This window comes from Pseudomonas sp. CFBP 8772, assembly GCF_014841665.1.
GTDB lineage: Bacteria > Pseudomonadota > Gammaproteobacteria > Pseudomonadales > Pseudomonadaceae > Aquipseudomonas > Aquipseudomonas graminis_B.
Genome location: NZ_JACYUI010000007.1, coordinates 171609 through 189673, shown reverse-complemented (window position 1 = coordinate 189673; position 18065 = coordinate 171609). Strand labels below are relative to the sequence as shown.

Below are 18065 nucleotides of genomic sequence, written 5' to 3'. Positions count from 1 at the left end.
GGGGTCCGCCAAGCTGTCACGCAAAGGGTACAAAGTGTCACCCTTGCCGCCCCGCCGTTGATACACCACTCGGGCATGACCACAGGATTCATCGACAAAACCCCGATAAACCGGGGACCGGACGGCAGTGGCCCGCGCTTTGCTCTACGCTCTAACCATGCGACCTAGTCATGCGCCGCAACGCGTTATCCCCAGACAATCACAAGAGCAAGGAGATATTCACCATGCGTTATGCCCACCCCGGTACTGAAGGCTCAATCGTTACCTTCAAGACCCAGTACGGCAACTACATCGGTGGCGAATTCGTGCCGCCGGTCAAAGGCCAATACTTCGAAAACATTTCGCCGATCACCGGCAAGCTGATCGCAGAATTCCCTCGCTCCACCGCCGAAGACATCGACAAAGCCCTCGACGCCGCCCATGCCGCGGCCGATGCGTGGGGTAAAACCTCGGTGCAGGAACGCTCGCTGACCCTGCTGAAAATCGCTGACCGCATCGAACAGAACCTGGAATTGCTGGCCGTCACCGAGACCTGGGACAACGGCAAAGCCGTGCGCGAAACCCTCAACGCGGACATCCCCCTGGCAGTCGACCACTTCCGTTATTTCGCCGGCGTGCTGCGTGCCCAGGAAGGCTCTGCTGCGGAGATCGACGGCAACACCGTGGCGTATCACATTCACGAGCCGTTGGGCGTGGTCGGGCAGATCATCCCGTGGAACTTCCCGCTGCTGATGGCTGCCTGGAAACTCGCGCCCGCCCTCGCCGCCAGTAACTGCATCGTCCTCAAACCCGCCGAGCAAACGCCGCTGGGCATCACTGTGCTCATGGAACTGATCGGCGATCTGCTGCCAAAAGGCGTGCTCAACGTGGTGCAGGGTTATGGCCGCGAGGCCGGTGAAGCGCTGGCCAGCAGCAAGCGCATCGCCAAGATCGCCTTCACCGGTTCGACGCCGGTGGGTTCGCACATCATGAAACTGGCGGCCGACAGCATCATCCCGTCCACCGTCGAGCTGGGCGGCAAGTCGCCGAACATTTTCTTCGAAGACATCATGCAGGCCGAACCGGAGTTTATCGACAAAGCCGCTGAAGGCGTGGTGCTGGCATTCTTCAACCAGGGCGAAGTCTGCACCTGCCCGTCCCGCTGCCTGGTTCAGGAATCGATCTACCCGCAGTTCATGGAAGTCGTGATGAAGAAGGTCCTGAAGATTCAGCGCGGCGATCCGCTGGACACCGACACCATGGTGGGTGCGCAGGCGTCGCAGCAGCAGTTCGACAAGATTCTTTCGTACCTCGAAATTGCTCAGGGCGAAGGCGCCGAGCTGCTGACCGGTGGCAAGGTCGAGAAGCTCGAAGGCTCGCTGGCGACCGGCTATTACATCCAGCCGACGCTGCTGAAAGGCAACAACAAGATGCGCGTCTTCCAGGAAGAAATCTTCGGCCCGGTAGTCAGCGTGACCACCTTCAAGGACGAAGCGGAAGCCCTGGCCATCGCTAACGACACCGAATTCGGCCTGGGTGCCGGCGTCTGGACCCGCGACATCAATCGCGCCTATCGCGTGGGCCGCGCAATCAAGGCCGGTCGCGTCTGGACCAACTGCTACCACCTGTACCCCGCCCATGCTGCCTTCGGCGGCTACAAGAAATCCGGCGTCGGCCGTGAAACCCACAAGGTCGCGCTCGAGCACTATCAGCAGACCAAGAACCTGCTGGTGAGCTACGACATCAACCCGCTGGGCTTCTTTTGATTTAGCGTAAACGAGCGACAAGCAACGGCCTCTTCGGAGGCCGTTTTTGTTGGCAGATAGCGACTATGCACCCTGTAGGAGCGTGGCTTGTCCCGCGATCTCGCGCGCAGCGGCAGCAATCCGGCCAATGCGGGCTATCCATAATCGCGCGGCGGCAGGTTTACGACTGCTTCGCAGCCGATCGCGGGACAAGCCACGCTCCTACCGGTTCGTACCCGCCGTTGACACGTAGCAGACGCAAACCCTGCGGGAGTGAAAGGGGGCGGCATGTCGAGCGCCATAATTGCATTGCATGCCTCTATAATGCCGCGCACATTTCCCCTCTTCGCCCCGCACGACCCGGATCGGGTCTCAAAACCAGGTGCCTAATGGATTTCAACCCGCTTGATCTGATTCTTCATCTCGACGTCTACCTCGACCTGCTTGTGACCCAATACGGCACCTGGGTGTACGCGATCCTGTTCCTGGTGATCTTTTGCGAAACCGGCCTGGTGGTCATGCCTTTCCTGCCAGGCGATTCGCTGCTGTTCATCGCGGGCGCCGTCGCGGCCGGTGGCGGCATGGACCCGGTGTTGCTGGCGTGCCTGCTGATGGCGGCGGCGATACTCGGCGACAGCACCAACTACATCATCGGCCGCACGGCCGGCGACAAGCTGTTCAGCAATCCGAATTCGAAAATCTTCCGTCGCGATTACCTGACCAAAACCCAGGAATTCTATGGTCGCCACGGCGGCAAGACCGTCACCCTCGCGCGCTTCCTGCCAATCATCCGCACCTTCGCACCCTTCGTGGCCGGTCTTGGCCGCATGCCTTACCTGCGCTTTCTCGGGTTCAGCGTGCTGGGCTCGGTGCTGTGGGTCGGCGGGCTGGTCACTCTGGGCTTCTTCTTCGGCAATATCCCGTTCATCAAGAAGAACCTCACGCTGCTGGTGCTGGCGATCATTCTGATCTCGCTGCTGCCGATGATCATCGGCCTGATCCGCAGCCGCGCAGGTCGCTCCGCCGAGGCGCGCTGATCCCATGTGGTCGTTCCGGGAATGGCGCAAACGGCGCACGCTGGCCCGCCATCCGGTCGATCCGCAGGTGTGGGAACGCGTACGCCAGCGCCTGCCGATCCTCGACGGGCTGACGGCCGATGAGGACCGCTACTTGCTCGACAGTTGCGTGCTGTTCCTGCAGGCCAAACACCTCACCGCGCTGGAAGGCGTCGAGCTGGATGACGAATCGCGGCTGTTTCTAGCTGCTCAGGCGCAACTGCCGTTGCTCGCCCTGGGCGATCTGAACTGGTACCAGGGTTTTCACGAAATCATCCTCTACGCCGACGATTTCATCAGCCCGCAACGCCATCGCGACGCCAGCGGCGTCGAGCACGAATGGGATGGCGAGCACAGCGGTGAGGCGTGGTCCCAGGGCCCGGTGATTCTGGCCTGGCCCGGTGTGCTGACCAGCGGCGGGTGGGAAGCCTATAACCTGGTAATCCACGAACTGGCGCACAAGCTGGACATGCTCAACGGCGAGGCGAACGGGCTGCCACCGCTGCACCCGGACATGCGCGTCAGTGACTGGGCCAGCGCCATGCAGAGCGCGTACGACGATCTCAACCGGCAACTCGACGCCAACCCGGACGCTGAGACGGCCATCGATCCGTATGCCGCAGAAAACCCCGCCGAGTTTTTCGCGGTCATCAGCGAATACTTCTTCAGCGCCCCGGATTTGCTCGTCGACGCCTATCCCGCCGTCTACGGGCAGCTGAAAGCGTTCTATCGGCAGGATCCGTTGGCGCGGCTGACGGCACTTCAGCACGACAACCCTGTCTATCAGGCTCAACACGACGCCTGAAGCCCGCCGTCACGCATGGCAACGCTTCAGGAATGTGCCTATAATCCGGGCCACTTTTTGGCGTTGCATGCCAGATTCTGAATGGTCAACCAAGGGGGCAAAGCCCAATGAGCTACAGCAAGATTCCGGCCGGTAAAGACCTGCCGAATGACATCTACGTCGCAATCGAGATCCCGGCCAACCACGCGCCGATCAAGTACGAAATCGACAAAGAAAGCGACTGCCTTTTCGTTGACCGTTTCATGGCCACCCCGATGTTCTACCCGGCCAACTACGGTTTCATCCCCAACACACTGGCTGACGACGGCGACCCCCTCGACGTGCTGGTCGTGACCCCTTATCCGGTCACCCCGGGTTCGGTGATTCGCGCCCGTCCGGTCGGCGTGCTGAACATGACCGACGACGGCGGCGGCGATGCCAAAGTCATCGCAGTCCCCCACGACAAGCTGTCCCAGCTGTACGTGGACGTGAAGGAATACACCGATCTGCCACCTCTGCTGATCCAGCAGATCGAGCACTTCTTCGCGAACTACAAAGACCTCGAAAAAGGCAAATGGGTGAAGATCGAAGGTTGGGCTGGCGCTGACGCCGCTCGCGAAGCGATCACCAAATCGGTAGCGGCCTACAAGGGCTGATCCGGTTGCGCCCCGCCGAAGCGCTCGCCGCTTCGACGGGGCCATGTTTGACCCGCATGTCCCCGCCTTCTGCTTTTTGAATACCCCTCCCCCGTACATCCCGCTTTTTTTGTCCTCTGTCGTTTCGCAAATGTTTAAAACTCGCCTCGTGCACACAGAGTGTTTAATTGCGTCGTATGATTTTCTTCTTTGAACACGATCGGGCGTTTGAAACTTCTCTGGCAGCCGCTTTAATCAGGCCCCTGTGCCCGTTAATCGCCCAAGCCCAAGAAGGACAACGGTTTCAGCCATTGTTGACGCAAGCGAAAACAGTGAAAGAAACGGGCTACAAAAACAGCCGAACGTTGTAATCCTTACATTCACGCCCAGGCATGACGGCGTGCTCATTTGAACACTTCGTTCATTTAAACGAGCTTCAACCCGCCGTAAACTTCGGCCCATGAATACATCAGGTGATCGACTGCGCGGCCTTTTGCGAGAGTGCCATCTCTCCGCAACAGACTTTGCCGCCAACCGAAAAGTTACGCCGCAACACGTGAACAACTGGTTCAAGCGCGGCATCCCCATGGCGCGCATTGAAGAAGTCGCTGAACTGCTGAGCGTCAACGCGCGCTGGCTGCGCAGTGGCGAGGGACCCAAGCACCCTGGACACGATCGGGACACTGGCCAGAAGGCAGAGACTCAACCACCCCGGCCCGAGCGAAACGTACGCGAAGAACTGGAAATGCCGGTCTACACCGAACTGGAGACGCAAAGCTCCGGCCGGACCGCGGTGGGCGAGATCCACAACCACAAAGTGCGCTTGTCCCGACGCGTGCTCGAAACCATGGACGTTGAGCTGCACAACGCGATCTGCGTTGCGATGGTCGGCAACAGCATGGCGGACAAGATCCAGGACGGTTCGCTGATCGGCATTGATCGCGGGCGCGTGCAGATCATCGATGGCGAAATGTACGCCCTCGAACACGACGGCATGCTGCGGGTGAAATACCTGTATCGCCTGCCGGGCGGCGGTTTGCGTCTGCGCAGCCACAATTGCGCCGAGTACCCGGACGAGATCTTCAGCGCCGAACAGGTGCAGGCGCAGCACATTCAGATTCCGGGGTGGATCTTCTGGTGGTCGACGCTCAATAACCGCCGCCATCCGGCAACGTTGCGGTGAGGTGCGCAATGAGCGTGTTTCAGAACTGGGCAGACGCCAGCAACATGGGTATCCTGCACGCCTTCGTTTTAGCACCCGTCAGCCACACGCTGATGGGTGATCGACTTGGCACCGTCTCCGCGACCTGCCCGGTCTACCTGACAAGCGCCTCTTTGCAGCGCGCACTTTTGCGGACGGGTGCGGTTAGCCAAAAACTAATCAAACCCGTCACCGAGAAGCCGGCCACAAGCCGGCTTTTTAACTCCCCGTGAATATGTCGCACCGCTAACCCATGCGGCGCCTCCGCGCGCGCGTCAATCGGCAATCAATGGACTGAGCGCCTTGATCAACGAAGCAGACAACCGCCTTCGCTTTACTACAGGAAGTTCATCATGAGTTATCGCAACAAGACTTACATCGCCTTCGCCAGTGAAGACATCAAGCATTACTGGCTGATGAAAGCCTGGAAACAGAACGAGAGAATCGACTTCGACTTTTTCAATGCCCATGACTTGTTCGAAGCACGGGACAGCAGTTCGCCCGAGACCATCAAACGCCGACTGCGCGAGCGCCTCAACAACACCAAACAAGTCATCTTTCTGGGCAGCGAAGATGGCCGTCGCAAAGGCGGCGACGGGGATTCGTTTCTTGCTTATGAAGTCGAGGTGATTCTCGAACTCGACCTTCCGATCGTCATCGCCAATCTCTGCCAGAGCAGAAACATCGTCATGGATAACATTCCCCAGCCGCTGATCGATCAAAAACACTTCAATGTGTCTGTGTCCTTCCAGCCAAAAATCATTCAGTACGCGCTGGACAACTACGTCGAGGGCTACGCGAAGAGCGAGATGCAGGGTCCCCATCGGTATGTCGGAAGAATCTACAACGAGCTGGGCCTGCAATGACCATTCTTCAGGACATGCAAACGTGGCGCTTCTGGCGCCACTTTCTGGTGGCGTTGTTCGCCTGCGTCGGCGGACTGTCGACGATCATGCAGACCTTCAACGTCATTTACCCTGGCAGCCATGCGATGGAAGGTGTCGGCATCCTGATAGCGATCATCGTGGTGTCAGTTTCCGCAGCGCTTTTCAAGGCATGGCCGCGCCCGATTGTCGAGGAATACAACGCGCCGAAAACGCGGATCACCATCGTGCCCGGCGACCTTCTTAAGGAAGACAGCCATCTGGTGATTGGTACCAACGACACCTTCGACACGGAAACGCCGAACATCATTGCCACCTCCAGCCTGCAGGGCCAGGCGCTGCAGGTGCTCTACGGCGGCGACCTGAAAGAACTTGATCGGCACCTGGACGACGCGCTGGTCAACGCGCCCTGCGTCGGCACGCTCAACAAGCCAGGCAAACACGTGCAATACGGTGTCGGCACCATCGCGACGCTCAAACATGCACACCGGCTGATCTTCTTCCTGGCCTACTGCGAAATGGACGCCCAGAACGTCGCGCGCTCCACGCCGGACAAAGTGTGGAAGGGCTTGCTCGCGCTGTGGGCCGAAGTGTCCCGGCGCGGCAACGGCGGGACGATCTCGATCCCGGTCATCGGCGGCGGACAGGCGCGACTGTCCAGCGTGCTCCCCGCCCAGGACGCCATCCGCTTTACCCTGCTGTCATTCATGTTCGCCTCCCGCAACTCGAAGGTCTGCGACGAACTGCGCATCGTCGTCCGCCCCGACGACTACCGAAAACTTGATCGGCTGGAACTGCAGTCGTTCCTCTCGTCATTGAGGTCATCATGAGCGCGACCACCAGCCTGGACATGCCGGACAACCCCGACTGCGCGTTCTGCGCGTACCTGAAAGGCAAACGGCCCTACACCATTCTCTCCTGCACAACGCAAACCGCGACGTTCGTGACCCGCGAACAACGGGGTCACCCGCACGTGCTGGTGCTGCCCCAACGCCACGTGCCTTCGTTGCTGGAAATGACCGACGAGGAGGTTGCAGCGGTTGCGGTGGAAGTGCGCAATGCGGCGAGGCTGATTGAAAAGGCGTATGGGAAAACCGGGATTGCGGTCTGGCAGAACAACGGCGTGCCGGCGGGCCAGGCGATCGGGCATGTGCACTTTCATGTGGCGGGGACGTTGTCGGGTGGGGGGACGGAGTTTGGGGAAGTGCAGGAGATATCGGTGATGGAGACGGATGAGATTGCGCGGCGGTTGCTGGAGGCGAGATAGGCCATCGCCGCAGCGTCGGCCACTTTCATTGCCGCGCAGTTTTGAATACCTTCCAGAACAGCGATTTCGCGTTCCGCACGTCTGGGACCAAACTAAGAAAATGAAGAGGGTATGGATCTTTCAGTGTTGCGTGGGCCCGGTTCGGATCTGGCGGCCTATTTGGGCAGCAGCCTGCTGCCCAATTTGGCTTGGCCTCACTTATGAACCCGTGCTGGGACATCAACGACTCTGCACCCCCAGGGCAAATCTCTATTCGGCAACCGTGCAGCAGTCTCACAGCCACCTTCGCATCTCTCATTCGCTGGAATACACCTGCTACTTGCGCGAGACAAATCCGTTATCTCGCGCCACCTGAAAACATCTTTGACAGCAGCGAGTTGCAACGTCAGGCAGTTGTTGCAAAAAAGGCAACAACTGTCTCTGACTGCTGGTGATTCTGAAGACGTTGAAGTCGGCTGGGTTGGATGCGGGCGACTGCCGTAGCACTTCTTGACCCCCGAAGCCTTGCGACAGACGATCCAGCGGAGGCATAAGGATGCATATCGGTTTTTAATCAGAATCCGAAAAGCTTTCTTCTTAGGGTTTTGATTTCGCTGTCGAGCAATGCGGATACGGTGGTCAGGAATACATACAGATCACCTTCGAAGTAGTCTTCGGCGAAGGAAGTATCTTGGGCAAAAGGCGGATCGACGTACTGCAATCCTTCAGGAGACATGTTCCTTCGGATATAGGTCTTTATCTGTCGTTTGAATAAGATTGCATGAAGCAGATCCATAAACCCATAGCCGATATATTCATTGACTATCTGGGGCAACGCGAGGGGTTCGAATTTTTTCTTTTCTTCTTCGGCTAGAAACTCGCCTACTGCATCACCGACGGAAAACATGAATCCGAGTAAATAGCTGTATTGCATATTCAGACCTACAAGATTAAAACTGCGGGCGCACTCATAGTAAGAACCTGAAAATTTTCGGGGCTCGAACTTTGATTTCTCTGTTCAGCAACATCAGGACGTCAGTCAAAAACACAAATAGATCACCCTCAAAATAATCTTCCGCGAACGATGTTTCCTGTCCAAAAGGGGGATAGACATACTCCAAACCTTCAGCGGTCATATGATTTTTTATATAAAGCTTTATTTGGCGCTTTAGAACTAAGGCGTGAACCAAGTTTAGAACCCCGCCCTTAGCAAAAGACTTTTTGACAATCTCAGGCAGGGTCAGCGGCTTAAAGTGCTGCCTTTCTTCATCCGACAGAAATTCGCCGACGCCTTCGCCAACCTCATACATAAAGCTGTGCAAGTGCATATATTTGCTCAACGTATCACCTCATAACGATGGGAATGCAGTGACGATATAGTAAGGCATGTGGTTATACTCGGAATATTTGATTGTGATGGTGATCTTTGACATCGTGAGTGCTTTAGATTGGTCCCATCTAGTGATACCCCAGCCTACAGCTTTTTCAAGACTAGTATCAAAGGTATATTGCTCATGCCTTAACAAGAATTTAGCTTTGGAATACATTAAGATCTTAAGCCTGTTTTTTTGAAGTGCACGACTGACCGCCCACTCCGCCACTTCCAAGCCATAGAACGTGGATGACACATCTACCTTTTTCGATGCGAACCTTGTGACTAAGTAACCAATGTCCTTACCTACATGCTTGCGCTGTGCATGCCCTCCGCCCAAATTCTTAGGTACATTTGGCATTTTTTCGCTCGTGACGACCGATATTCGGCCTGCTCGCACGGACGACACTCTGAACGCGCTGTACAGAGAAGCGGTGGAAATCGGAACGGCAAACTCAGTTGCAAGACCGATCACCTGGCCAGCCGATTTAGAGGTGCCGAGCGCTTCAGCGGCAGATGAACCGGCTTTGAAAGCAAAAGAGTCAGTCTCTTTGCCTGTTAGGAGCTGTGTTGCTCCTGAGGAAAGTTGGTCGGAAGCATGCACGCCCATTGCGACACATCCGATTTTAGTAATCATCGTTGGTTCGGGCACGGCGCAGAGTACCCCTGAACCTGCCAGCTCTACGATACCGCCAACAAGGCGCAGACTCCCGAAGATACGGTTCGACATTATCTCCGCAGGTGTGAGCGACTCTTGCGTCAAGATCGCAGCCATCTGAGCAAAGCTTAGCGCCACGCGAAACTCTCCATCGTCTGCCATGTTGCGTTTCCTCACGCGAATGGTTTGTTGGCGGTTCTGTCCCAACCTCCGGACACGATCCCTGCACTACCGCCATCAGCACGACGCTGTTGAGAGTATTCGAATTTGATACGACCATAATTCAGACTAATGACCTCGACAGGAAAACCACCTTGTTCGGCACCTTGCCCGCTTACGGTTGCGATTAGAACTTCCTCAAGTACGATGTCCATGTATTTGAATTTTTCACCACCAGAACGATGTATGCGAATCGTCACCGTCTTGATGTGCGAGCCTCGGCAGCACAGCTCGAAGAGCTTGGGTGTTGCTCGATCTATATATTTGCTGATCTGGAAATCGCCCAGTGCCACTCCGCCTGCGGATGCCCCGCCGTTGGAACTCGCTGACTGGCCGATCGACTGGATTGCGTCGTAATGATAAGAGAGCAGCTCGATCCAACCCTTATGGTCGGCATCCATCGACTCACCCTCTACCCCGTCCACCTGCATAAATGCGTCAAACGACATCGTTAGCTCCCTGCTTTTTTAAATGAAAAGCGATGCTACCTGATGAACGTTAATGATCACACCCCATTGGCGGCATATATTTGTGACGTCGACGACAGTTTAAAAAACTTCGGATCGATGTTCGGGCAACCCTATACAGATCAGTCTTCATAATAAGTACAAAGAGTGACTAACTCAGCTCGATGCTGCCCCCCCTAAAGCTGTTTTACAAGATTTGCCCAAGCGAAGAGTATGTCCAACAGGCTGTTGGACAATTTCGTGTGATCAGGTCCTCCTCGCCAAGGGCTGGAATTCAACCCCCCGGATACCGCTTCCAAATCTCATCATCAAACTCCCCGCCATACCCCGAATAATCCCTCGGCACTCTTTCAATATCCTCCGCCACCGCCTCAATCACCCCACGCAACTCAAGAGGCCCAAGCCACCGATCCGGGATCGCTTCAACGCCGTGCTGAATACCCAGCAAATGCCCGGCAATCAGCCCGGTGCTGTCGCTGTCTCCGCTGTGGTTCACGGCATTGATCACGCCATCTTCAAACGAAGTCGCAGTCAGTGCGCACCAGATGCCAATGGCCAAGGCTTCCTCCGCGATCCATCCGCCGCCCAGTTCGTCGATCCGCTCGGGGGTTGGGCGGTGGCCTTCGTAGCTAAAGAAGAGCACGCGCTCGACGATCGCTCGGGTTTCCTCCATTCCAGGTTTGTCCCCGTGCTCGGCCAGGCTTTTGGCAATGGCGTCATCCAGACTGACCTGGCGGTCGACGATGCGCTGGAGAATGTCGGCGAAAAGACCGCCCGCCATGTAGCCCGTCGGGTGACCGTGGGTCAGACGGCCGGAGTCTGCGGCGACGTCGAAGGCGTTGCGGAAGAATGCGCACGGCGCAACGCGCATGACGGCGCCACAGCCTTTGCTGTCGTTTTGAGCGAAAGAGCCAAATTCCGTACTGGCCTTCAGTGCGCTTAGACAGGTGAGGCCGGGCGCGCGGCGGGACCACAACTCGCGCTCCTTCACCAGCCAGCCATCCAGGCTGACGCTTGTGATGGCAGGCGAGTAGTCCTGAGTCATCAACCAGCGCAACAACGCATGGTGGATGACGCCGGGTATGTGGCAAATACCGCGGGAGACACCGCGCACATGGGCGCGCAGCAGACCTTCAGCGGTGAAGAGCATCATTTGCGTGTCGTCGGTGATGGCGCCCACGCGGCCGTAAGCCGGGGCGAAATCGACGATGCCACGCGCACCGAATGTCGCGTGGATGTCGTTCCATTTGAGAAATTCAACCGGCGCACCCAGCGCATCGCCCACCGCGCCGCCGAGCAGGCAGCCTTTGATCCGTTCAAGTCTGTCCATCTGTGCTTCCTTGCAGTAACTGCATCATGGTTGGAGCCGTTTGAGCGTTTTTTGAGTGGAACGAGAGGATCATATGCTCGCAGGGCGGATCGGTGTTCCCTTGTACGCCCTCACCGCCCCATCTGCCTAACCCCAAGCATCACAATCACCGCCCCACACGCCCGATCAATCGCCTTTTTCTTGCTGGCATACGCACCGGCAATCCGAGGCCGTGACAGCGCGGTCGCGATCAGTGCGTACCAGGCAGATGACACGAGGCCGACCATCGCCAGCATCGCCGCGAAGGTTTCAAACTCGACATGGCTGGGTGCGGCAGCGGAAAAGATCGCGGCGTAAAACGCGACTGACTTGGGGTTGGCGATGTTGGTTGCGACGCCCTGTTTGAAGGCGCTTCGCAGGCTGGGCATCTGGCCGGCCCGGGCATTGAGTGTGGGGGGTTTACCGGAGGCGAATATCAGGCGCATGCCGAACCAGACGAGGTATCCCGCGCCTAGGCATTTGACGACGAACGCCAGCCACGGCAGCAGCGAGAAAACCGCGCCAATGCCCAGGATGGCGCATGTCGCCCAGAACAGATTCACCACCACGATGCCCGCCACCAGCATCAGTGCGTGAGCCGTTGTCGCAGAAACCGCTTTGTGCGCGACCGCAACGAAGGTGGGGCCGGGGATGATCACGCCGGCACAGTAGACCGAGAAGACAGCTGTTACGGCGGGCCAATTAACCATGTGAACGCTCCTTGTTGTCGGGTATCCAGCGGCTGGCGGATGAGATCAGTGTCAGGCAGCCCCTCACCAGCCTGCGTGACTCATCGAAGGAAGCAGCAAGGCGGGTCACCGCACCTGCAGTTCCATTCGGCGATAGTCGAGGATAACGGCGATCAACCTCACCCCGCCAACACATGCCGCAAAAACAACGCCCCCGCCACCGACAAACCCTCCCTTGATCTCACACAAACGTTGAGTTCGCGACTGGCCCACTCCTCTTCCAGTTGAACCACTTTCGCACCGTCCATGCGGTAAATCCCTACGCTGCCCTCGGGCATGATGCCGATGCCGACGCCGGCCTGAACCATCAGGCTCAAAGCGTCATAGCTGGCGACCTCCATGCGGATTCTCAGGGAGCGGCCGAGGTCGTTGGCGGCTTTGATCAGCTGGAAATTCAAGTGGGTGCCGCTGCGCAGGGCGACGTATTGATGGTCGAGGGTGTCGCTGAAACGAACAGATTCGCGGCCTGCCAGCGGGTGGTCGTTGGGCACGATCAATACGAGGCGATCAGTGCGGAACGGGAAGACCTCGATGTCGGCGCCATGGGGCAAGCGCGTGAATATGCCGATCTCGGCGCGGTTTTCGGCGACGGCTTTGGTGATCGCCAGGCTTTGTTGTTCTTCGAGGACGATGTTGATGAGCGGGTACAGCGCCATGAACGACTTGATCAAGCCGGGCATGAATTGGGTGATCGCGGAGATGTTCGCGAGCACGTGCACCGAGCCGCGCGTGCCGTTGGAGTAGTCGCGCATCTGCAGGACGATGTCGTTGAGGTTGTTCAGCGCGCTGCGGGCCATGAACAACAGCGACAGGCCGGCGTCGGTCGGCGTGATGCCTTTGTTGGTGCGGGTGAGCAGTCGCGAGTCGAGCAGCTCTTCCAGTTCGCTGAGCCGCTTGCTGACGGCCGCCGCCGCGATGTGTTCGCGCTTGGCGGCGGCAGCGATGGTGCCTTCTTCGACGACGCTGACGAAGAGGCGCAGCGAGACAGGGTCGAGTTTCATGTGGGGTACCGGGCGTGCTGGCCTGAGTGGCCGCCATAGTACCCCGTCAGGCATCGCCTCAGAACGCGCCGGATAAGAGATGGCCGGCGTTGGGAACCTGCGCTGTAAGGCCGAGGGTTTTAAGCATCTGGTAGACGGTCGCCACGGACGCAGACAGCACCGGCTTATCCAGCCAATCCTGCACGACCTGGATGGCGGGCAGCGACGGCATCTGCACGCAGCACGACAGCACGACGCCATCGGCTTGCCCGATGTTGAGCCGGTCGGCGTGGGAAACCAGATCCATCGGGTCGAGGCGACCGACTTGCAGGTTGTCGGAGACTTCCAGGCTGATGGCGTCCACCACCTCGATTCCGGCCGCTTCGATGTAGTCGATGACCTGTTGGGTGAGTGGCTTCATGTAGGGCGTGATGATCGACACTTTCTTGTAGTTGAGCATCTGCAGGCTGTCGATCAGCGCGCCGGCCGAGCTGAGCACCGGTGCGTCGGAGGCGTTGGTGGCGACGGTTTTGCTCAAGCGCTCCTGGGAGACTTTATGGTAGCCGGCGCCCTGGCACATGATTGCCACCAGGCAGGCATACGCCATGACATCGACCCGCGCATCGCTCAATTCCAGCGCGCAGCGGTCGCTGTCGATGTCCATCTTCCTCAGTTCTTCGGGGCTGACTTTCATCATGCGCATGCGGGAAGAATGGAAGGTGAAGCGCTCGTCCGGAAACAGGGCGTACCGCGACGTCAGCATCGCCGGGATCTCGGTTTCCATGGTGGTGTTGGAGCTGGGGACGATCTGGCCAATCCGGAAATTTCTCACAAGGTCTTCTCCATTTCGCCGACGGCGAGGTCATGTGCGACCGATGCTAGGAGTGACCGTGAGCGGCGTATATCAGGCAATGGCGAGCCTGCCATCGCGGCTGGCGATGGCAGGCCCTGATTCTCGTCTACGCGTGAGAAAGCACCTCGCCCCGCGCAGGCGCTTCGGCCTTGTGATTGCCCAGCATCGCCCGAGGGATCGACAGGATCAGTCCGGCGCTGATGAACAAGCAGGCGCCCAGCACGTAGGTGCCGTTGTTGATGTTGCCGGTGAGGTTCTCGGCGACGGCGGTGATCATCGAACCGGTGAAGCCTGACAGGTTGCCGATGGCGTTGATCATGCCGATCCCCGCAGCGGCCGCGACGCCGGACAGCACGGTGCCCGGGAGGGTCCAGTAGATCGGCATCAGGCTCAGCACGCCGGACGCGGACACGCTGAGGAAGATGATCGACAGCACCACGTTGCTGGCGAAGTAGGCGCTGAGGATCAAGCCGATGCCGCCGATGATCGCCGGAATCGCTGCGTGCCAGCGGCGCTCGCCGGTCTTGTTGGAGTGCCGCGCGTTGAGGGTCATGGCGATCACGGCGATGCCATAGGGAATGGCCGTCAGCAGGCCAATGTCCATCGGGTTGGAGACGCCGGCGCTTTTGATGATCGACGGCATCCAGAACGCCAGCCCGTAGAACCCGGTGTTGAACGTCAGCAGGATCAGCACCAGCAGCCACACGCGTCCGTTGAAAAACACCTCGCGCAAATTCGTCGCCTTGCCTTTGCTGTCATTCTCCAGATTGGCCTTGAGCATGGCCTTTTCCTGGGGCGACAGCCATTTGGCCGCGTCGATGTTATTGGCCATGAACGCCAGCACCACGAATGCCATCACCACCGAAGGCAGGCCTTCGATGATCAGCAGCCACTGCCAGCCGGCCATGCCGTTGACGCCCTGCATTCGGGTCATCAACCAGCCGGAAATCACACCGCCCAGCGTCAGACTGATGGGCATCGCCATGAGGAAACCCGCCATCACCCGGCTCTGCCGACGGGTAGGAAACCAGTAGTTGAGGTAAAGGATGACGCCGGGAAAGAAGCCTGCCTCACAGATGCCGAGCAAAAAGCGCAGCACGTAGAACATGGTTTCCGACTCGATGTGGAAAAACTTCGCCAGCGGCACGGTAAACGCGACGGCCATGGACACGATGGCCCAGGTGAGCATGATCCGGGCGATCCAGAACCTTGCGCCGAAGCGATGCAGCAACAGGTTGCTCGGGACTTCGAAGAGGAAATAGCCCCAGAAGAACATGCTCGCGCCGAGGGCATAGATGGTGTTGCTGAATTGCAGGTCGTTGAGCATGTCCAGCTTGGCGAAGCCGATGTTCACGCGGTCGAGGTAGGCCGCCATGTAACACAGGAGCAGGACGGGAAGGATGCGAAGGATGACTTTGCGGTAGGTGCGGTCTTCAAAGCTGGCGTGCCCGGGACCCGAGGACTCGGGCAGGCGCTGGGAAACGGTTTCCATGGTGGGACCTCCAGGCACTCGGAGGCGCCTGTATTGTTGTTATGTGAGGGTCGAAACACGGGCCGATGGTACTGACAACGGCATTGATTAGGATAATGACTTGTTTCCATTGATTGATAACGCCGCGTTATCGCCTATTGATGGGCCAGCCGCGCATTTGCCAGCAGGATCTCGGCAAATTCCGATGCAGCTCCGAGTAACGGCTCACCACGGCGGGTGAGAATTCCGTAATCCTGGGGCGCCAGTTTCAGCGGCGTATTCAGCACTTTCAGCAAACCGGAATCCAGATGCGGCTGCGCCATCGAGGCGGGCAACATGGCGATCATCGGCCCTGCCTGCAGCACCTGGAGAAAGGTCTGCATGGAGATGGTGTCGATGGTGTTCTTTGGGGTGGGGATGCCGGCTTTGGCGAAGGCCTGCTCCATCCGTGCGCGAATGGGCGTGCCCAGCGGATACAGAATCCATGGCCAGCTTCCGAGCGCTTGCAGCGGCGTCTGCGGCAATTCGATCAGCGGGTGACGACTGTTGACGACCATGCAGAATGGCTCCGGCGCCAACGCCTGAAAGTCATACACCTGCTGCTGGTTTTCGTTGGTGTAGCGCGCCACCGCGAGATCAAGCTTCTTGTCGTCGAGCATTTCCATTAAATGGTCGCTGGTCTGCTCGACCACCTCGATCGACAGCAGCGGCCAGCGCGCTTTCAACTGCACGATGGCTTCCGGCAGCACCACCGCGGTCGCCGCGAAGATCGCCCCCACCTTCAGGAAACCATGCCCGCCCTCGCGCAGGCTGCTGATCTGATCAACGAACTTGCTCGCGTCGTTCAGGGCGATCTGCGCGTAGCGAACCACGTGTTCACCGAGGGCGGTCGGCGGCATGTTCCGCGGCAGACGCTCGAACACATCAAAGCCCAGCAGCCGCTCGATCTCGCGCAGCATTTTGCTCACCGCCGGTTGGCTGAGGTTCATGTGTTGCGCCGCCGCGTGCATGTTGCGAGTGCGCGCGAGGGTTTCGATGAGCACCAGATGCTTGAACTTGAGCCAGTTACAGACCGTGGAAAATGAAATGTCCGACATGAGCGCGGCCTCAATAAGCGATAACCCAATGTTATCGATTCTTGAGCAGATGTCATTGGAGTTTATCGACGGCGCTGATTAGGGTCGTTGATAAATCATAAAAAGCGTTGAGGACTTCACCATGCCGATTCAGCTCACTCCCGAAAACACCCTCCCCGCCGACGGCCTGAATGGCACGCTGATCGGCCGCGCCTGGGTGCCCGGTAAAGTTGGCGGCCCGTCGCCCGTGGTGGTGCGTAGCGACGGGGTGTTCGATCTTTCGTCGAGCTTCGCCACGTTGAGCGACTTGCTGGAGGTCGACTCGCCATTGGCCGCCGTTCGCGAAGCCCAGGGTACGCGCGTCGCCAGTCTCGAAGAATTGCTGGCGAATTCGACCGCAACGCCCGATCCGAACAAGCCATACCTGCTGGCACCGGCAGACCTGCAAGTGATCAAGGCCGCCGGCGTCACCTTCGCGGCGAGCATGATCGAACGGGTGATCGAGGAACAAGCGGCGGGCGACCCGGCCAAGGCGGAGAGCGTGCGCGCCATCGTGCAGAACGCGATTGGCGACAACCTGCGCAACATCAAACCGGGCTCCGAACAAGCCCGCACACTCAAGGCGCTGCTGGTCGAGCAAGGCATGTGGTCGCAGTACCTTGAAGTCGGCATCGGCCCGGACGCCGAGATTTTCACCAAAGCGCCGGTGCTGGCGGCAGTGGGCAGCGGCAGCCAGGTGGGCATTCATCCGAAATCCGAGTGGAATAACCCCGAGCCGGAAGTGGTGCTGGCGGTGAACAGCCGCGGGCACATCCAAGGCGCGACCCTGGGCAACGACGTCAATCTGCGTGACTTCGAAGGCCGCAGCGCGCTGCTGCTGAGCAAGGCAAAGGACAATAACGCCTCGTGCTCCATCGGCCCGTTCATTCGGCTGTTCGACGAAACCTTCTCCCTGGATGACGTGCGCAACTGCGTGGTCGATCTGCAGGTAAAAGGCGATGACGGCTACGTGATGAAAGGCTCCAGCTCGATGTCGCAGATCAGCCGCGATCCGGCCGACATCGCCGGCCAGGCGCTCAACGCCAACCATCAATACCCGGACGGCTTCCTGCTGTTTCTCGGTACCCTCTTCGCCCCGACCGCCGACCGTGACCATGTCGGCGGCGGTTTCACCCACAAGTTGGGCGATCAGGTCAGTATCAGCAGCAGCCTGCTCGGCGGCCTGCACAATGAGGTGACCCACAGCAGTGACGCGGCGCCGTGGAGGTTCGGCGTCGGCGCGTTGATACGCAATCTTGCCGTGCGCGGTTTGTTGTAACGCTGAACACCTACGCAGCACACCT

The 18065-nt window shown here is 58.6% G+C and carries 20 protein-coding genes; 10 read left to right on the top strand and 10 right to left on the bottom strand.

Annotation, left to right across the window (positions count from 1 at the left end; translation table 11 throughout):
- Positions 1-224 precede the first annotated feature (224 nt).
- From exaC to IFT99_RS16125, 9 genes are all read left to right on the top strand, one after another.
- Positions 225-1745 carry an acetaldehyde dehydrogenase ExaC gene (gene exaC, locus IFT99_RS16165; RefSeq protein WP_192133505.1) on the top strand — a complete coding sequence of 507 codons (1521 nt, stop codon included), beginning with the start codon at positions 225-227 and terminating at the stop codon, positions 1743-1745.
- A 368-nt stretch (positions 1746-2113) separates the two neighbouring features.
- Entirely contained in the window at positions 2114-2761 is a 648-nt protein-coding gene (locus tag IFT99_RS16160) for a DedA family protein (protein ID WP_065988392.1), read from the top strand.
- Positions 2762-2765: 4 nt separating this feature from the next.
- On the top strand, positions 2766-3584 hold the full coding sequence (locus tag IFT99_RS16155) for a M90 family metallopeptidase (RefSeq protein ID WP_192133503.1): 819 nt from the start codon (positions 2766-2768) through the stop codon (positions 3582-3584).
- A gap of 107 nt (positions 3585-3691) precedes the next feature.
- Entirely contained in the window at positions 3692-4219 is a 528-nt protein-coding gene (gene ppa, locus IFT99_RS16150; protein WP_065988394.1) for an inorganic diphosphatase, read from the top strand.
- Positions 4220-4658: 439 nt separating this feature from the next.
- Positions 4659-5381 carry a LexA family transcriptional regulator gene (locus tag IFT99_RS16145; RefSeq protein WP_192133501.1) on the top strand — a complete coding sequence of 241 codons (723 nt, stop codon included), beginning with the start codon at positions 4659-4661 and terminating at the stop codon, positions 5379-5381.
- Positions 5382-5389: 8 nt separating this feature from the next.
- Entirely contained in the window at positions 5390-5632 is a 243-nt protein-coding gene (locus tag IFT99_RS16140; RefSeq protein WP_192133499.1) for a hypothetical protein, read from the top strand.
- A 120-nt stretch (positions 5633-5752) separates the two neighbouring features.
- Positions 5753-6265, top strand: coding sequence for a TIR domain-containing protein (locus tag IFT99_RS16135; protein ID WP_192133497.1), 513 nt, complete (start codon positions 5753-5755; stop codon positions 6263-6265).
- Positions 6262-7113: a macro domain-containing protein gene (locus IFT99_RS16130; RefSeq protein WP_192133495.1), complete on the top strand. Its 852-nt coding sequence runs from the start codon at positions 6262-6264 to the stop codon at positions 7111-7113. Before IFT99_RS16135 ends, IFT99_RS16130 begins: the two co-directional genes overlap by 4 nt.
- Positions 7110-7550: an HIT family protein gene (locus tag IFT99_RS16125; protein WP_192133493.1), complete on the top strand. Its 441-nt coding sequence runs from the start codon at positions 7110-7112 to the stop codon at positions 7548-7550. The genes IFT99_RS16130 and IFT99_RS16125 overlap by 4 nt, the downstream gene beginning before the upstream one ends.
- A 553-nt stretch (positions 7551-8103) precedes the next feature.
- Here the strand turns inward: IFT99_RS16125 and IFT99_RS16120 are convergent.
- The 10 genes from IFT99_RS16120 to IFT99_RS16075 all read right to left on the bottom strand — a co-directional run bounded on the left by IFT99_RS16120 (position 8104) and on the right by IFT99_RS16075 (position 16743).
- Positions 8104-8463 (bottom strand): hypothetical protein, encoded by a 360-nt coding sequence (locus tag IFT99_RS16120; protein WP_192133491.1) that lies wholly within the window; start codon positions 8461-8463, stop codon positions 8104-8106.
- Between the two features lie 34 nt (positions 8464-8497).
- The gene (locus IFT99_RS16115) at positions 8498-8869 is read right to left on the bottom strand and encodes a hypothetical protein (protein ID WP_244656995.1); all 372 of its coding nucleotides are present in this window, start codon (positions 8867-8869) and stop codon (positions 8498-8500) included.
- 9 nt (positions 8870-8878) lie between these two features.
- Complete coding sequence (locus IFT99_RS16110; RefSeq protein ID WP_192133489.1) at positions 8879-9721, bottom strand: RNase A-like domain-containing protein; 843 nt, start codon at positions 9719-9721, stop codon at positions 8879-8881.
- Positions 9722-9732: 11 nt separating this feature from the next.
- Complete coding sequence (locus IFT99_RS16105) at positions 9733-10227, bottom strand: Hcp family type VI secretion system effector (RefSeq protein ID WP_192133487.1); 495 nt, start codon at positions 10225-10227, stop codon at positions 9733-9735.
- A 292-nt stretch (positions 10228-10519) separates the two neighbouring features.
- Complete coding sequence (locus tag IFT99_RS16100) at positions 10520-11575, bottom strand: ADP-ribosylglycohydrolase family protein (RefSeq protein ID WP_192133485.1); 1056 nt, start codon at positions 11573-11575, stop codon at positions 10520-10522.
- A gap of 110 nt (positions 11576-11685) precedes the next feature.
- Positions 11686-12303, bottom strand: coding sequence for a LysE family translocator (locus IFT99_RS16095; RefSeq protein ID WP_192133484.1), 618 nt, complete (start codon positions 12301-12303; stop codon positions 11686-11688).
- A gap of 158 nt (positions 12304-12461) precedes the next feature.
- Complete coding sequence (locus IFT99_RS16090) at positions 12462-13343, bottom strand: LysR family transcriptional regulator (RefSeq protein WP_192133482.1); 882 nt, start codon at positions 13341-13343, stop codon at positions 12462-12464.
- Positions 13344-13401: 58 nt separating this feature from the next.
- A complete protein-coding gene (locus IFT99_RS16085) occupies positions 13402-14154 on the bottom strand; it encodes a maleate cis-trans isomerase family protein (RefSeq protein WP_342214625.1) in 753 nt (250 codons plus the stop codon).
- 127 nt (positions 14155-14281) lie between these two features.
- Positions 14282-15667, bottom strand: a complete 1386-nt coding sequence (locus IFT99_RS16080; protein WP_065988415.1) for an MFS transporter — start codon at positions 15665-15667, stop codon at positions 14282-14284.
- A 134-nt stretch (positions 15668-15801) separates the two neighbouring features.
- Positions 15802-16743, bottom strand: a complete 942-nt coding sequence (locus IFT99_RS16075; protein WP_192133480.1) for a LysR family transcriptional regulator — start codon at positions 16741-16743, stop codon at positions 15802-15804.
- Between the two features lie 121 nt (positions 16744-16864).
- Here IFT99_RS16075 and IFT99_RS16070 point away from each other — a divergent pair, with 121 nt between their 5' ends.
- Positions 16865-18040, top strand: coding sequence for a fumarylacetoacetate hydrolase family protein (locus tag IFT99_RS16070; RefSeq protein WP_192133478.1), 1176 nt, complete (start codon positions 16865-16867; stop codon positions 18038-18040).
- Positions 18041-18065: the final 25 nt, after the last annotated feature.

Coding starts and splice junctions, on each gene's coding strand:
- exaC (WP_192133505.1), top strand. CDS start 225: ATGCGTTATGCCCACCCCGGTACTGAAGGCTCAATCGTTACCTTCAAG.
- IFT99_RS16160 (WP_065988392.1), top strand. CDS start 2,114: ATGGATTTCAACCCGCTTGATCTGATTCTTCATCTCGACGTCTACCTC.
- IFT99_RS16155 (WP_192133503.1), top strand. CDS start 2,766: ATGTGGTCGTTCCGGGAATGGCGCAAACGGCGCACGCTGGCCCGCCAT.
- ppa (WP_065988394.1), top strand. CDS start 3,692: ATGAGCTACAGCAAGATTCCGGCCGGTAAAGACCTGCCGAATGACATC.
- IFT99_RS16145 (WP_192133501.1), top strand. CDS start 4,659: ATGAATACATCAGGTGATCGACTGCGCGGCCTTTTGCGAGAGTGCCAT.
- IFT99_RS16140 (WP_192133499.1), top strand. CDS start 5,390: ATGAGCGTGTTTCAGAACTGGGCAGACGCCAGCAACATGGGTATCCTG.
- IFT99_RS16135 (WP_192133497.1), top strand. CDS start 5,753: ATGAGTTATCGCAACAAGACTTACATCGCCTTCGCCAGTGAAGACATC.
- IFT99_RS16130 (WP_192133495.1), top strand. CDS start 6,262: ATGACCATTCTTCAGGACATGCAAACGTGGCGCTTCTGGCGCCACTTT.
- IFT99_RS16125 (WP_192133493.1), top strand. CDS start 7,110: ATGAGCGCGACCACCAGCCTGGACATGCCGGACAACCCCGACTGCGCG.
- IFT99_RS16120 (WP_192133491.1), bottom strand. CDS start 8,463: ATGCAATACAGCTATTTACTCGGATTCATGTTTTCCGTCGGTGATGCA.
- IFT99_RS16110 (WP_192133489.1), bottom strand. CDS start 9,721: ATGGCAGACGATGGAGAGTTTCGCGTGGCGCTAAGCTTTGCTCAGATG.
- IFT99_RS16105 (WP_192133487.1), bottom strand. CDS start 10,227: ATGTCGTTTGACGCATTTATGCAGGTGGACGGGGTAGAGGGTGAGTCG.
- IFT99_RS16100 (WP_192133485.1), bottom strand. CDS start 11,575: ATGGACAGACTTGAACGGATCAAAGGCTGCCTGCTCGGCGGCGCGGTG.
- IFT99_RS16095 (WP_192133484.1), bottom strand. CDS start 12,303: ATGGTTAATTGGCCCGCCGTAACAGCTGTCTTCTCGGTCTACTGTGCC.
- IFT99_RS16090 (WP_192133482.1), bottom strand. CDS start 13,343: ATGAAACTCGACCCTGTCTCGCTGCGCCTCTTCGTCAGCGTCGTCGAA.
- IFT99_RS16080 (WP_065988415.1), bottom strand. CDS start 15,667: ATGGAAACCGTTTCCCAGCGCCTGCCCGAGTCCTCGGGTCCCGGGCAC.
- IFT99_RS16075 (WP_192133480.1), bottom strand. CDS start 16,743: ATGTCGGACATTTCATTTTCCACGGTCTGTAACTGGCTCAAGTTCAAG.
- IFT99_RS16070 (WP_192133478.1), top strand. CDS start 16,865: ATGCCGATTCAGCTCACTCCCGAAAACACCCTCCCCGCCGACGGCCTG.